This is a genomic window from Paraburkholderia sp. NMBU_R16 (assembly GCF_013282575.1).
Taxonomy (GTDB): domain Bacteria; phylum Pseudomonadota; class Gammaproteobacteria; order Burkholderiales; family Burkholderiaceae; genus Trinickia.
Genome location: NZ_JAAAYE010000040.1, coordinates 40,044 through 54,283 on the forward strand (window position 1 = coordinate 40,044; position 14,240 = coordinate 54,283).

A 14,240-nucleotide genomic window follows, 5' to 3' on the forward strand; every position below is an offset into this window, starting at 1 on the left:
CCTATTCGTTCGGAAAGCGGCTCCGACCGTCAGCGTGCGGCTCGCCTGCCGTCAGCGCGCGGGCTCCTGCGCAAACGCTTTGCGAAGCGTTCCGGGCGCGCTTCCATGAATACGTTTGAAGACACGTGTCAAATGGGCCTGATCGGCGAAGCCCGTTTGGGCGGCGATATCGGCGAGCGGCGCCCCGCGCATCATCAGGGCCTTCGCGCGGGCGATGCGCCAGCTGCGCAGCCAGGCATCGGGCGGCAGTCCGTAGCGCCGGGCAAAGTGCTTGACGAGCGTCGTGCGGTGCACGCCCCAGCGGCGCGCCGTGGCCGTCACGTCGGCCTTCACGGGCGTGTGCTCCGTGAGCTGGCGGCGCAGCTCCTCGCTCGCCCGGTCGGTCGCGCCGGTGGCGCGCAAAGGGCTCGCGGTGGGGCTGTCGTCGGCTTGTTCGCACACGTTCGCGCTCGCGGCATCGCCCGCATGCGCCGCCGGTACGCCATGTCGGGTGAGCAGCGCCAATAGCGCCGTGCTGAGCGCGAGTGCCCGTTCCTGCGACGAAAGCTCGGAGGCGGTCAGTGCCGCGACCCATTGTTCGCACAGCGCCTCGTCGCGAATGACGATCTGCTCGAACCTGGTGCCGTCGCGATGCACGAGCGCGGCGTGCTGGTCGAACCAGGCCGGATCGATGTAGGCCATGCCGTATTTCAGCCCTGCTTTCGCGGCTCCGCCGGTATGAACGGCGCGCGGCGCAATCACGACGAGGTCGCCGCGCCGGGCGACCCATTGCGCGCCTGCGCACGAAAACGCGCACGCGCCGTCGGCGATCGCGCCGATCGACCACGCATCGTGAAAATGCGGCTCGAACCGGTAGTCCTGCAGCGCAGCGGCCATGATTTCGCCCGGCAGTTCGGTGCCGCAATACCACGTAAAGCGCGAGACGGACATGACACGCTCCTCGATCGCCGATCAGCCGATATGGTAGCGGCTGATCGGCGGCGAGGGCACGCGCCCGATCATCGATCGATATGCGGGATTCATCGCTGGTCGGCGAGGTAATTCTCGGCGACGACGAGATCGTCGATGGTCAGCGACACGACCATCCGAAAACCGTTGCCGACGCTCAGTGGGCGAAACGCATCGAGCTCGAGCGACGGATGCGCGCACAAGTCGAGCTCGGCCCGCCCGCTTTGCAACCGATCGATCGAAACGTTGCGCGCACGCAGCTGCGTGAGTTCGTGTACGGCGGGCGCGTCGTGCCAGCCGGCGGTGAGGCGCGGAAAGTGGCGCACGTTGAACGTCGACGCGAAGCCGGGCTCGGGCAGGCGCTCGGTGGGGCCGTCCAGCGTGACGCGCGCATCGAACACGCGGCGATCGCGATAGGCGAGCGAGGCGGCGAACCGGCCGCCTGCCGACGGACTCGGCGATGCCGGGGAATGCACGCCATAGCTGCGTGTGATGGCCGTGTGTCCGAACTGTTTCGGCCAGCCCTGAATGAGACCGCGCATGAGGGCCAGATCCTGGTCGACCCAGATGTACGGACAGTAGGAGGCGGGCGAGCCTGTGCGCTCGCAGGCGACGAGCAGGATCGTCTCCTTGTATTGACTTGCGACCGGGTCGAGATACTCGTGGCCTGCATCGGTGGCGAATTGCCATTCGCAGAAAAACAGGGTGCAGCGGCCGGCGCGCTCGCCTGTCGCGGGTGTCAACCCACGCGGCAGATAGGCCGCCAGGGCGTCGCTGTCGGCCGCGAATTCGACGGCAAGACACTCGCCGGCGTAGTGCCACGGCGGGTGCGGTGCAAGCGACGACGTTCCATTCGGCGTGCGCGGAATCGAATAGCCTTGCAGCATGTGTGCCCCCTTCGTTTTCGGTGAGAAGCCAGTATGGCGGGCACTTCGGGAGGCGTCTTGAACGCCAGTGAACGAAAGTTTCTCTGTGAGAAGGCGCAAAAACGCGTAACATGGGGTAGCTCGCTCGATTCGAGCGCCCGCTTCCCGCGCACGTCGCGATTCCTCCGCCAGGGCACCCCGTGCCCCTGAACGCCAGGCATAAGGCAAGCTTGCTTCCGCGGTACCAGTCCTTGGCTGGCCGTTTTTCTGTCGATATCTTGCCGCACCCGTGCGGCGCTGGGGTCACCCCATGAGCACCGGTTTTCATTCATACCGAGGGTTGGAGCTTTACCCTCTGGTCTTTCCGCATCAGGCAGCCAAGCCTGGATTCGCTCACAACTACGACGAAGGCTTCGATGCCGCCGTCCGTATTCAGGAGATGGAGGATGCTGGCGCCGCTGCGCGCAGCCGCGTCTTCCGGCTGACGGTCAAAAGGCCGTTCGAGAATGCCGGCGACGCGCGCCGAGCTTCCATCGCGTATGCGGAGCAGTTGATCGATGCGTGCGATCCCGACAAAACCGTCTGGGACAGCGAATAACGCGGTCCGTGTATAGTGCACCTCCTGTCGGGAAATCATCATGTTGGCGACACAGCTCCGCTCTTATAAGGGATACGATCTCTATCCCCTCGTGTTCTCGCGCAAATTCGAACGGTTCGACGGTCACTCGCGATACGCGGAAGGCTACGACATCGCCATTCGCGTATGCCGGGCCGGGGATCGAAGTGGCGCCGGAAGGGTCTTCAAAATGGACCAGCAGCAGGCATTCGTCTCTTTCGGCACGGCACGCCGTGCCGCGTATCGACACGGCGAAGACATCATCGACGGCAAGGTGGAAGGCGCATCCGTCGGTGACCTTTAAACAACGATCCACGCGCGCTCGGCGGTCGGCGGATGCATTCGAACATGCGTTGCGCTCGCTGCCCGGATCGCAAACCAGGAGCAATATTGACTACCGTCATTCCCAAACCGAACGAACCCATGGAAGTGGCGCTGCGGCGTTTTCGCCGGAGCATTGAAAACACGGGCCTGATCAAAGAGCTTCGTGCGCGGATGGCTTACGAAAAGCCGACCACCGAACGCAAACGCAAGCGTGCCGCGGCGGTGTCCCGGCTGCGCAAGCAGATTCGCCGTTCCATGCCGCCGAAAAAGATGTATTGAACTGCCGCGCCGCCCAATGGGCGCGCGAGGGGATTCAACCCCGCGGTCGACGCTTCGTCCGTTCACGAGACACGTGCATCGGCAACGGGCGATCAGCGCAGCATGAAAGACATCGCCGAAAGGCAGTTCAGCATCCGCACGATCGATTGCATATCGGCCGCGCGAAAACGCAACGCGGTGCCATCGATGCGCTGCATCTCGGGCCACTGACAGAACAGGTCGGCAAGGCCCGCTGTCTGCGCGACGAGCTCGCATTCGAGCGGCGCCGCGATCGTGAACGGCGACACATCGCGCGCTGCGGACACGGCTGCCCGCGCGGCCTCGTAGACCTTATTGCATGCATCTGCTGGCGCCAGGCTCGTGCAAGACGCGTTGCCCGCTGCGCGCTTGGTTTGCACGCCGATTGCGCCTGGAAACGTCGATGTCGTTTCCGCAAGGAAGACATCGTCGCCCGAGAGCAGCGCAACGGGCACGCCGAATTCCCCGGCGAGCGCACCGTACAAGCCAGCCTCGCCGAGTTCGATGCCGTTCACGCGCACGCACCGGAACGCAAAACTGTTGATCGTGTGTGCGAGCACGCCCATGCTTTGGGCGCGCGCGTGATAGCCGATCATGTAGACCGCATCGCAATCCTGTTCGACGCCGGCCATCATGCCGAGATAGCGCGGCTTGCCCGTGATCGTCTGCGCGCGTGCGTCCAGGCGATCGAGCAGCAGGTTGCGAAAGCCGCCATGCGAATCGTTGACGAGGACTTGCGTCGCACCGCCATCGAAGGCCCCGCGGACCGCCGCGTTGGCTTCGTCGGTCATCCAGATGCGCGCGCGTTCGTATTCGGCGTTGCCCGGGCGCGTTTGCTCGCTATGGACTACGCCCGCGATGCCTTCGATGTCGGTGGAAATCAGAATCTTCAACGGTCATTCCTCGCTTCGTTGCGGGTCGAAGGCATTGCGCCAATCGGGCAGCGCTTCGACAATCGAGCGTCGGCTGTGGCCATCCCGCCCCGTCACGGAAGCCGCACGCCACATCGCGTGGACGATGGCTTGCTCCACGGCTTCGGCGCACGCTTCGAAGAGCGCGTCGATGTGCGACTCGTGCAGCATGCGCACAGACGGCATGTGCTCGTCCGGCAAGTGGGGGATCTGGTAGGCCGTGCTGAAGGCCAGCGCGATGTCGCCGCTGCCGTGCCCATAAACGGAGCCCATGCGCGCGAGCCCGGCCCCGGCGCGCTTCGATACGCGCCCGAGTTGCCGCGTATCGAGCGGGGCATCGGTGGCGACGATCATGATGATCGAGCCTTTCTCCGGTTCGGTGAGTTCGTCGCGAGCGCCGGCATGGCGCGCGGCAAGCGTTCGGCCCAGCGGCTGTCCCGCAACGCTCAGATGGCAAAGGCGCCCGAAATTCGCCAGCACGAGCGCGCCCAGCGTATACCGTTCGCCGTTGGCAAGCATGGCCACACGCGAGGCGGAACCGATGCCTCCTTTGAATCCGAAGCACGACATGCCGCGTCCCGCGCCCACCGACCCCTGTGCGAACATCGGCGCGGCCGCCGCGCATGCCTGGGCGTAATGCCCGGCCGACACGGCCATTGCCTGGATATCGTTCAAATACCCGTCGTTGCATTCGAACACGAGCGGATTCAGCGTGGGCCACTCGCGACCGATTTGCCGATGGCGGCGGAGAGCCGTTTCGATCTGCGCGGTGGCGACCGCGCCGACCGAAAAGGTATTCGTCAATGCCAGCGGCGTTTCCACTGCGCCGAGTTCCTCCAATTGCACGAGCCCGACGCTTTTGCCGAAGCCGTTGATGACGGTCGCGGCCGCCGGCACCTTGTAGAGGAATTCGTCGCGCTCATGCGGTATCACCACCGTCACGCCGGTCTGGCGCTCGCCTTCGGCGATGGTGGCGTGCCCGACTTTTACTCCGGCCACGTCGCTGATGAGGTCGAGTGGCCCGGAGGGCAGGGTGCCCACCCTCGGGGCGTCGCCGGCACCGGCGTCTGGTGCTTGCTGAAAAGGCATGGAACTCTCTTTATCGCAGTCTCGCCGTCGTAGTCGACGTCAGCGGTCGAGTTTCGGATCGAGCGCGTCGCGCAGGCCGTCTCCCAGCAGATTGAAGGCCAGGACGGTCAGGAAGATCGCGAGCGCTGGAAAAATGGCCACATGCGGCGCCAGCAGCATATCCGCCCGCGCGTCGTTCAACATCGCGCCCCACTCGGGCGTCGGCGGTTGAGCGCCCATGCCGAGAAACGACAAGCTTGCGGCCGTGATGATCGACGTGCCGATGCGCATGGTGCCGTAGACGACGATCGGCGAGATCGTGCCGGGCAGAATGTGACGGAACACGATCACCCAGTCCGAGGCGCCGATGCTGCGCATCGCTTCGATGTACGTCATGTGCTTGATCGACAGCGTGCTGGCGCGCACGAGCCGCGCGAATGCCGGCACGCTGAACACGGCGACGGCGATGATCACGTTGGCCATGCTCGAACCGAGAATCGCGACGACGCCGATCGCCAGCAAAATTCCGGGGAATGCGAGCAGCACGTCCGAAATGCGCATTGCGATGCGATCCCACCAGCCCTCGTAATAGCCGGCCATGAGACCCATGAGCGTGCCGCCGAGCGCGCCGAGTGCCACGGATATCAATCCCGCGGCCAGCGAGATGCGCGAGCCCATGACGATGCGGCTGAATTCGTCGCGCCCGAGCGCGTCGACGCCCATCCAGTGCGCCCATGACGGGCCGGCGTTCAGCGCGTTGTAATCGAAATAATTCTCCGGATCGAAAGGCACGATCCACGGCGCGAAGATTGCGATCAGCACGAGCAGAACGACGAAAACGCCCGCACCTTTTGCCAGCCGTTGCTTGCGGAACTTGCGCCAGAACTCGCGCGCCGGCGTGCGCACGCGGCCGGGCGGCGCGACGTTGGGTTGCAGTGCGGTAGCCTCGAGTTCGCTCATCACGGCCTCCCTCATGAGTAGTGGATGGTCGGGTTGATGAGCCCGTACAGCACATCCACCACGATGTTGATCACGATGAATTCGGTGGAGAACAGCAAGATGAGCCCCTGGATGACGGGGTAATCGCGCATGTTGACCGAATCGACGAGCAGGCTGCCCATGCCGGGCCAGGCGAACACCGCCTCGACGACGATGGAGCCGCCGAGCAGGAAGCCGAATTGCAGCCCCATCATCGTCACGACGGGAATCAGCGCATTGCGAAACGTGTGTTTGACGATGACGATCCACTCGGAGAGGCCCTTGGCCCGCGCGGTGCGCACGTAGTCTTCCTGCATCACCTCGACGAACGCGGCCCTCGTGAAGCGCGCCATGACGGCAGCCACGCCGGCGCCGAGCGTGATCGAGGGCAGGATGTAGTGCCGCCACGAGCCGCCGCCGATCGATGGCAGCCATCCGAGCTGCACCGAAAAAATCTGCATCAGCACCATGCCGAGCGCAAATGCCGGAAACGAAATGCCCGAAACCGCGAGGGTCATGCCGATCGCGTCGGGCGCACGATTGCGCCAGACCGCCGAGGTCACGCCCACCACGAGACCGAATACCACCGACCATGCCATGCTGGTCAGCGTCAGCACGAACGTCGGCATGAAACGATCGGCGATCTCGCGCGATACGGGGCGCCGTGTGCGCAGCGACTCGCCGAGATCGCCATGCAGCATGCGTTCCGTATAGCGCGCGAATTGCGCGGGCAACGGCAGATCGAGGCCGAGCTGATGGCGCACGAGCGCGACGGTGGCCTCGTCGGCGTCGGCGCCTGCGGCAAGGCGCGCCGGGTCGCCGGGCAGCACGTGAACGAACATGAAGACGGCGATCGTCACGAGCACCAGCGTCGGAAGGGTGCCCAGCAGTCGTTTGGCGATATAGACGAGCATGATGAACCCGCATGGTCAGCGCGGATCGGACAATCCGTCCGCGCTTCGGTAGGAGATACGAAACGACTTACTGCGCGAGGTCGACGTCGCTGAAGTTGAACGAGCCGTCCGGCATCACATAAAAGCCGCTCAGCTTCTTGCTCTCGACTGCCAGGGTGCGGTCGGTGGTCAGGAAGATCCACGGCGCATCCTTCCAGATGCGCTGCTGCGCATCCGCATAGAGTTGTTGCCGTTTCGCAGCGTCCGTGGTCAGCAAGGCATCCGAGACGTCTTTATCGACATCGGCGTTCGAGTAATACGCCGTGTTGTAAAACACCGGCGGCCATGCATCGGTGGTCAGCAGCGGACGCAGTGCCCAGTCGGCTTCGCCGGTCGATGCGGACCAGCCGCCGTAGTACATGCGCACCGCCGCGGTCTTCGCATCTTTGACCTGTTGCACACGCTGTACGCGCTGGCCGGATTCAAGCAACTCGATCGACGTCTTGATGCCGACCTGCGCGAGCTGTTGCTGCAGGAACTGCACGACCTTGGCCGAGGTGCCGTCGTTATAGCCGGACCAGAGCGCGGTCGAAAAACCGTCCGGATAACCCGCTTCTTTCAGCAGCGCGCGTGCCTTGGCCGGATCGTAGGGCCAGGGCGACATCTTGTCGGCGAATGCCACGCCCTGGGGCACGACGCCCTGCGAGGGAAACGCGTAACCGGCGAACGCGACCTTGGCCAGCGCGTCCTTGTTGATCGCGTAATTGACCGCTTCGCGCACCCTCACGTCGTTGAACGGCTTTTGCAGCACGTTCATCGAGACGTACCGCGCCGTGATCGATGGCGTGGAAACGACATCGAGCTTCGGGTTGGCTTTGAGTAGCGCGGCCTGCTCATACGGCACCGGATAGGCAAGCTGCGCTTCGCCGGTCTGGATCACCGTGGCGCGCGTATTGTTGTCGGTCACAGTCCGAAAGGTCAGCGTATCGATCTTCGGAAAGCCCTGGCGCCAGTAGCCGGCGAACTTTCGGACCTTCACGTACTCGGCCGGTTTCCATTCCACGAACTCGAACGGACCCGTGCCGACCGGATGGAACGCGATATCCTTGCCCCACTTCTTGAGCGCTGCCGGGGAGATCATCATGGCCGAAGGATGCGCGAGTGCGTTGATGAATGCGGAGAACGGCTGATTCAGCGTGATCTTCACGGTGGAGGGGTTGACTGCCTCCACCGATTTGATCCGGTTGAACTGGTTGTAACGGGCGAGGCCGTTGCTCTTGTCCAATACGCGATCGAAGTTGACCTTGACCGCTTCCGCATTGAATGCCGTACCGTCTTGGAACTTCACGCCCTGGCGCAGGGTGAAGGTATAGACCAGACCATCCGGGCTGACTGTATAGCTCTGCGCGAGTACCGGCTGCGCTTTCAAATCCTTGTCGAAGCCGAAGAGTCCCTCGTAATAGGCTTTGCCGACGGCCTGTGCGAGCGTCGAATTCGTGTTGTAGGGATCCAGCGAATCCAGGGCGATCTGCACTGCGACTGTCACGTCCTTTGCGGCCATCGCCAACGGTGCCGTGAATACACCGAAAGCAAGCGCAACGGCGCCGACCCATTGTTTAGCGCGAAACGTACGCATCGTTGAACTCCTCGTAGCAGGGTGGTGGTGCATCAAAACTGCGCGGCAATGGCATGCTGCGCGACAAAATGGTCCCGAGCGATCTGCGTAAGCGGTGCCACGACGGGCTCGTCGCCGACATCGCGAATCGGGCTCGGAATCTCGTCGGAGGAGAGCTTGCGGTCGAGGTGGCGCCGACGCGGGTCCGCAATCGGCACCGCGCTCATCAACTTCTTCGTGTAGGGGTGCCGAGGATTCTCGAAGATGTCGCGACGCGAGCCGATTTCGACGATCTGACCGAGATACATGACGGCCACGCGATGACTGATCCGTTCCACCACGGCCATGTCGTGCGAGATGAACAGCATCGCCATGCCGAGTTCGTGCTGCAGATCGATCAGCAGGTTGACGATTTGAGCCTGGATCGATACGTCGAGCGCGGACACCGATTCGTCCGCGATGATGACCTTGGGATTGGTGGCGAGTGCCCGGGCAATGCAGATGCGCTGCCGCTGGCCGCCCGAGAACTCATGCGGATAGCGCTGCGCCGCGTCGGCCGGCAATCCGACACGCTCGAGCAGATGGCGCATGCGTTTTTCGGCGTCGCGCTCGGCATACAGCTTATGGATGCGCATCGGCTCCATGACCGAGTAACCTACACTCAAGCGCGGATCGAGCGAGGCCAACGGGTCCTGAAAAACGAACTGGATATGGCAGCGCAGCTCGCGAAGTGCCGCACCCTGCAGACTATCGATCGGCTGGCCGTCGAATACGATTCGGCCGCCCTGGCTTTTGACGAGTTGCAGCAGCGAGCGGCCCGTCGTCGATTTGCCGCAGCCCGATTCGCCGACCAATGACAGCGTTTCGCCGGGATGCAGATCGAAACTGACCTGCTCGACTGCATGAACGCGGCGTTTCACGCGGCTGAAGAGGCCCGTACGGATGTCGAAACGCGTCGTGAGCTCGCGCACGCTGAGAATCGGCTCGCGTTTCGCGGCGGGGGCTGCCGTGGCGGTTGCCGCAGCGGTTGCGGGAGCCTGCGCTATCGGCAGCTTGCCTGCCACATCGGCGCCGTCGATCAGAGGAAAACGCGCGGGGCTATCGGTGCCGCGCATCGAGCCGAGCCGCGGTACCGCGGCAAGCAGGGCTCGCGTATACGGATGGGACGGCGCATCGAAAATCTGCTGCGAGGGGCCATCCTCCACGGCTTCGCCGCGTAGCATGACGAGCACGCGATCGGCCACTTCCGCGACGACACCCATGTCGTGCGTAATGAAGATCACGCCCATTTGCATGTCGCGCTGCAATTCGCGAATCAACTGCAGAATCTGCGCTTGTACGGTGACATCGAGCGCGGTGGTCGGCTCGTCGGCAATCAGCAGGGCGGGTCGGCACGCCAGCGCCATGGCGATCATGACGCGTTGGCGCATGCCGCCCGAGAGTTGATGCGGAAAGCGCCCCAGCACGTTCCTGGCATCGGGCAGGCGGACCTGATCGAGCATACGCAGCGCTTCGGCGCGCGCGGCGCTTGCGCCGAAGCCTTGATGAAGGCGAATCGATTCCGCAATCTGCTCGCCGACGGGGAACACGGGATTCAGCGATGTCATCGGCTCCTGGAAGATCATCGCGAGATCGGCGCCGCGCATCGCGCGCATCTGCTGCGCACTGCTGCACGCGAGGTCCACGACGGGACCGGCGCGGCGCCGGAATTGCATGCGTCCGCTCGTAATGCGTCCGCCGCCATACTCGACGAGGCGCATCAGCGCGAGCGACGTGACCGATTTGCCGGAACCCGACTCGCCGACGATAGCAAGCGTTTCGCCGCGATCCACATGAAACGACAGGTGCTTGACCGCCGGGATCGTGCGCTCGGGACCCTTGAATTCGACGCTCAGATCGTCGACGCGGACGACTTGGCCGGGTGCCATGTCTTCGAATGGTGCAGCGGTCGGGTTCATCGTTTGTCTCGCATCGATAAGGGCCGGGAGCGACGGGGCGCGTTCGCGTGTCACCGATAGATGGCGACGACAGGGGCTTGTCCGGTGCGAATGAAGCCCCGGTACATCCCCTCGGTGTTGAATGGCATGCTGACGTTGCCGTGGGCGTCGACGGCGACGAGGCCGCCGCTGCCGTCGATGAGCGGCAGCTGTTCGTGGATCACGCTATGCGAGGCTCGCTCGAGCGAAGCGCCCGCGTACTTCATTTGGGCCGCGACGTCATGCGCGGCCACGAGGCGGATGAACATCTCGCCTGTTCCGGTCGTCGAAATCGCGCAGGTGCCGTTGCTCGCATAGCAACCCGCGCCGATGATCGGCGTGTCGCCGACGCGCCCGGGCTGCTTGTTGGTCATGCCGCCCGTCGATGTCGCGGCGGCGAGGTTGCCCTGCGCATCGAGCGCGACGGCGCCCACCGTGCCAAGCTTGCGATCCTCGTCGAGCGGCGGGGAACTCAGGGCGCTGTCCTGCGATTCGCCGGGAAACGATAGCGGTACCGCCGATTGCGCGGCCGCGGCGCCGTCGTGATCGAGCGCGGTTCCGTCCGCGCTCGTTCGCTGCACACGTTCGAGCTGCGCGCGGCGCTCGGGTGTCGAGAAGAACGAGGGCTCCACGCACTCGAGCCCATGTGCGCGCGCGAACGCTTCGGCGCCGTCCGCAACGAACAGCACATGCTGACTGCGCTCCATCACGGCACGTGCGGCGAGCACCGGATTACGCACGGTGCGCAGATTGGCCACCGCGCCGCTTTTGAGCGTGCGGCCGTCCATGATCGCCGCATCGAGTTCATGTGTACCCGCGCTCGTGAAGACCGAACCGCGTCCCGCATTGAAAAGCGGACATTCCTCGAGCAGCCGCACGGCTTGCGTCACGGCGTCGAGCGCGGTGCCGCCTTCGTCGAGAATCCGTCCGGCGTTGCGCAGAATCTCGCGCATGGCGCTCTGGTAGGCCTCGCGCACGTCTGCCGAAGCTTCTGCGCGAGCCATTGCGCCCGCGCCGCCATGAATGGCGAGTACAGCGTCAGTCATGCTTTTCTTCCTTGTGGTTCAGCCAGGGCATCACCGATTCGGTGACCTTTGCCACCGCGTCGAGCGAATTGGCGGAGCGATGGGCGACAGCCGCGCACAGTGCCTCGATCAAGCCGAGTGCCGACGTCTCCGAATTCGACAGGTATTGCCGCTCGCTATGCGCGAACAAGCAGATGTCGGCGCAGGCGGCAATCGGGGACGTGGGTTTGTCGGTGAGCGCGAGAACGTTGGCGCCCGTGTCGCGTGCGGCCTTGACCAGGGTGACCGTATCGGCCAGATAGCGCGGAAAACAAATGGCGATGACGAGGTCGCCCGCGCGGAGCCGGGAAATCTGGCGCGCGGCTTCCGATACGCCGCCGATCGTCGCGAGGTTTTCCACCATGTCGCAATACACGGCCAGATTGCGCTGCAGGAGCCCTGCGAGATAGCCGCTCGCTCCGAAGCCGAGAACCGAGATGCGCCCGGCGTCCAACACGGCTTGCACCGCCTTCTCGCACTGGTCGGCGCTCAGCGACGCGCGCGTGAGTTCGAAATTGCGCTGATCCTCGTAGAGCGATGCAGCGAAGACATCGGCCGCCGACGCGGCTCGCGTGCGCTCGAAACGCAAGCGCTCGACAGGCGCCAGCGCGTCCTCGAACCCCTGCGCGAGCAGCGCGCGGAACTGTGGGTAGCCAGGCAGACCGAGCTTGCGTACGAAGCGATTGGCTGTCGCATTCGAGACCTCGCAGGCGTTCGCGAATTCGTCGATGCTCATCAACGCAACCTTGAACGGCTTCGCGAGCACGTAATCGGCGAGGCGCCGATGTGCGTCGCTCAAGGCCGGCAGCGTTTCGGCTATGCGTTCGACGACGGACGAGGAGGGCGGATTCATGGGGGTGCCAGGGGCAGTGGTGTTCGTCATGTAAGTAAATTTTCACCAGAGTATCGACGACAAAAAAATATTTTCATAGGGGTTTACACCGAGACGGAGGATAGAGGATGGCGGGCGTTCTTGGGTGGCAAGAGGTGGCGCAAGTGCAATGTGGATGACATCTGGCCTTCACTAGCCGCCGCTAGCATGGCGCGACATGCAAGCGCGTCGGCCGGCGCACGGCCGTGGACACATGAGGGGCAGACAGGAAATGACGAAGCAAAACACCACCGATGCGTCTTTGGATCATGCGAGTGGCAGCATCTCGCGCCGCGGCTTTCTCAAGCTCGCGGGCGCCTCGGGATTCGCGGGCGCGGCCGGCGCGCTGACCGTGGCCGCGAAAGCGGCTTCGGCAGGCGAGGCGGCCGACGGCACGCCCGAACAAATCCATCTGACGTGGGGCGACGATCCGACGAGCGAGGTCGTCGTGTCGTGGGCGTCGCAGGCGGCGGCCACCGGGGCGCGTGTGACCGTGAGCGCGGACCATGGCTACAGCGAAACCGTGCGCGCGGTACAGCGCGTGTACACGGACGGGCTCTCCGGCGTGGCAGTGTTCACTTATCACGCGCGCGTGCGTGGCTTGCGGCCCGATACCACGTACCGCTATGAAGTCACCGCGGACAACAGCAGCCGCGTGGGCACGCCGTTCAGCGCGAGCTTCGCGACCGCTCCGCGCGGTCGCAAGCCGTTCCGCTTCACGAGCTACGGCGATTTGGCGACGCCCAACACCAACTGGGTCTTGTCGTCGCCGCAAAGCCGCTTCGCGGTCGAGGCCGTCGAGCGGTTTCAGCCGCTGTTCCATCTGCTGAACGGCGACCTCTGTTACGCGAACCTCAACCCGGCGCATCAAACCGATGTGTGGCGCGATTTCGGGAACAACAACCAGACATCGGCGGCGAATCGTCCCTGGATGCCGTGCCCGGGCAACCATGAACTCGAGTTTCACAACGGCCCGCAAGGCCTCGATTCGTATCTGACGCGCTATACGCTGCCCGATAACGGCACACGTTTCCCGGGCCGCTGGTACGCGTTTCAGGTGAGCTCGGTGCTGTTCATCTCGCTCGATGCCGATGACGTCGTATACCAGGATGCAGCCGCGTTCGTCGCGGGCCCCGCGCCGCTCGTGCCCGCTCCGAGCACGGGCAATGCGCCGATCGCGCCGGGAACCTCGCTATACGTGCGCGGCTACAGCAACGGCGAGCAGACGCGCTGGCTCGAGAAAACGCTGCGCTGCGCCGCGGACGACCGCGATATCGACTGGATCGTCGTGCAGATGCATCAGGACGCGCTAAGTTCGTCGAAGACAGGCAACGGTTCGGACAAGGCATTGCGCGAGGCGTGGCTGCCGCTCTTCGAGCGCTACGGCGTCGACCTCGTACTCTGCGGGCACGACCATGACTACGAGCGCAGCTATCCGGTGTGCGGCTGTTTCCGGTACATGGGCACTGACCTGGCGACGGGCGAGCGCGTCGATACGCTGACGCCGCGACCGGTACGTCATGCGCAGTACGGGGCCAATACGTTCGACACCACGCGCGGGACGATCCACTTGATCCTCGGCGGTGGCGGCACCAGCGCGCCGCTCGATGTGTATGGCGTCGACACCGGCACCGGCATGGCGCAAGCGAAGGTATTCACGAAGCCGAACCGTCCGATGCCGGGTGCGTGTGGCGCGACAATCTGGATGAGAGACGCGCGACAAACAAGATGAGAATGTCGCGGCGAGGTTGATGATGCCGATGTTGATTGACGCTGACAAGCGTTTGTTGATTGACGCTCGGCGCATGTTGCA

General features: G+C 64.2%; 14 protein-coding genes. 4 read left to right on the top strand and 10 right to left on the bottom strand.

The features are described 5' to 3' along the window. Nucleotides 1-51: 51 nt before the first annotated feature. Nucleotides 52-930: an AraC family transcriptional regulator gene (locus tag GWC77_RS19505; RefSeq protein WP_173259758.1), complete on the bottom strand. Its 879-nt coding sequence runs from the start codon at nt 928-930 to the stop codon at nt 52-54. A gap of 89 nt (nt 931-1,019) precedes the next feature. After that, a complete protein-coding gene (locus GWC77_RS19510) occupies nt 1,020-1,835 on the bottom strand; it encodes an acetoacetate decarboxylase family protein (RefSeq protein WP_173259760.1) in 816 nt (271 codons plus the stop codon). A gap of 289 nt (nt 1,836-2,124) precedes the next feature. Between GWC77_RS19510 and GWC77_RS19515 the strand changes: the two genes are divergently transcribed. The 3 genes from GWC77_RS19515 (at nt 2,125) to rpsU (ending at nt 3,033) form a co-directional block, all read left to right on the top strand. Next, nucleotides 2,125-2,412 carry a hypothetical protein gene (locus tag GWC77_RS19515; protein WP_173259762.1) on the top strand — a complete coding sequence of 96 codons (288 nt, stop codon included), beginning with the start codon at nt 2,125-2,127 and terminating at the stop codon, nt 2,410-2,412. Nucleotides 2,413-2,452: 40 nt separating this feature from the next. Continuing rightward, complete coding sequence (locus GWC77_RS19520) at nt 2,453-2,734, top strand: hypothetical protein (RefSeq protein ID WP_173259764.1); 282 nt, start codon at nt 2,453-2,455, stop codon at nt 2,732-2,734. An 86-nt stretch (nt 2,735-2,820) separates the two neighbouring features. After that, nucleotides 2,821-3,033: a 30S ribosomal protein S21 gene (gene rpsU / locus GWC77_RS19525; RefSeq protein WP_173259766.1), complete on the top strand. Its 213-nt coding sequence runs from the start codon at nt 2,821-2,823 to the stop codon at nt 3,031-3,033. Between the two features lie 92 nt (nt 3,034-3,125). Here the strand turns inward: rpsU and GWC77_RS19530 are convergent, their stop codons facing one another. The 8 genes from GWC77_RS19530 to GWC77_RS19565 form a co-directional block, all read right to left on the bottom strand. Beyond that, nucleotides 3,126-3,944 (bottom strand): M55 family metallopeptidase, encoded by an 819-nt coding sequence (locus GWC77_RS19530; RefSeq protein WP_173259768.1) that lies wholly within the window; start codon nt 3,942-3,944, stop codon nt 3,126-3,128. 3 nt (nt 3,945-3,947) lie between these two features. Next, the gene (locus GWC77_RS19535; RefSeq protein WP_173259770.1) at nt 3,948-5,051 is read right to left on the bottom strand and encodes a P1 family peptidase; all 1,104 of its coding nucleotides are present in this window, start codon (nt 5,049-5,051) and stop codon (nt 3,948-3,950) included. Between the two features lie 39 nt (nt 5,052-5,090). Then, entirely contained in the window at nt 5,091-5,990 is a 900-nt protein-coding gene (gsiD, locus tag GWC77_RS19540) for a glutathione ABC transporter permease GsiD (RefSeq protein ID WP_173259772.1), read from the bottom strand. 11 nt (nt 5,991-6,001) lie between these two features. Beyond that, nucleotides 6,002-6,922, bottom strand: coding sequence for a glutathione ABC transporter permease GsiC (gene gsiC, locus GWC77_RS19545; protein WP_173259774.1), 921 nt, complete (start codon nt 6,920-6,922; stop codon nt 6,002-6,004). Between the two features lie 67 nt (nt 6,923-6,989). Further along, a complete protein-coding gene (gene gsiB / locus GWC77_RS19550) occupies nt 6,990-8,537 on the bottom strand; it encodes a glutathione ABC transporter substrate-binding protein GsiB (RefSeq protein ID WP_173259776.1) in 1,548 nt (515 codons plus the stop codon). A gap of 32 nt (nt 8,538-8,569) precedes the next feature. Next, complete coding sequence (locus tag GWC77_RS19555) at nt 8,570-10,474, bottom strand: dipeptide ABC transporter ATP-binding protein (protein ID WP_254367046.1); 1,905 nt, start codon at nt 10,472-10,474, stop codon at nt 8,570-8,572. A 50-nt stretch (nt 10,475-10,524) separates the two neighbouring features. Further along, nucleotides 10,525-11,538 (bottom strand): isoaspartyl peptidase/L-asparaginase family protein, encoded by a 1,014-nt coding sequence (locus GWC77_RS19560; protein ID WP_173259778.1) that lies wholly within the window; start codon nt 11,536-11,538, stop codon nt 10,525-10,527. Then, nucleotides 11,531-12,409 carry a MurR/RpiR family transcriptional regulator gene (locus tag GWC77_RS19565; RefSeq protein ID WP_173259780.1) on the bottom strand — a complete coding sequence of 293 codons (879 nt, stop codon included), beginning with the start codon at nt 12,407-12,409 and terminating at the stop codon, nt 11,531-11,533. The genes GWC77_RS19560 and GWC77_RS19565 overlap by 8 nt, the downstream gene beginning before the upstream one ends. A 250-nt stretch (nt 12,410-12,659) precedes the next feature. Between GWC77_RS19565 and GWC77_RS19570 the strand changes: the two genes are divergently transcribed. Then, the gene (locus tag GWC77_RS19570) at nt 12,660-14,159 is read left to right on the top strand and encodes a metallophosphoesterase family protein (RefSeq protein WP_173259782.1); all 1,500 of its coding nucleotides are present in this window, start codon (nt 12,660-12,662) and stop codon (nt 14,157-14,159) included. The last annotated feature ends 81 nt before the right edge of the window (nt 14,160-14,240 follow it).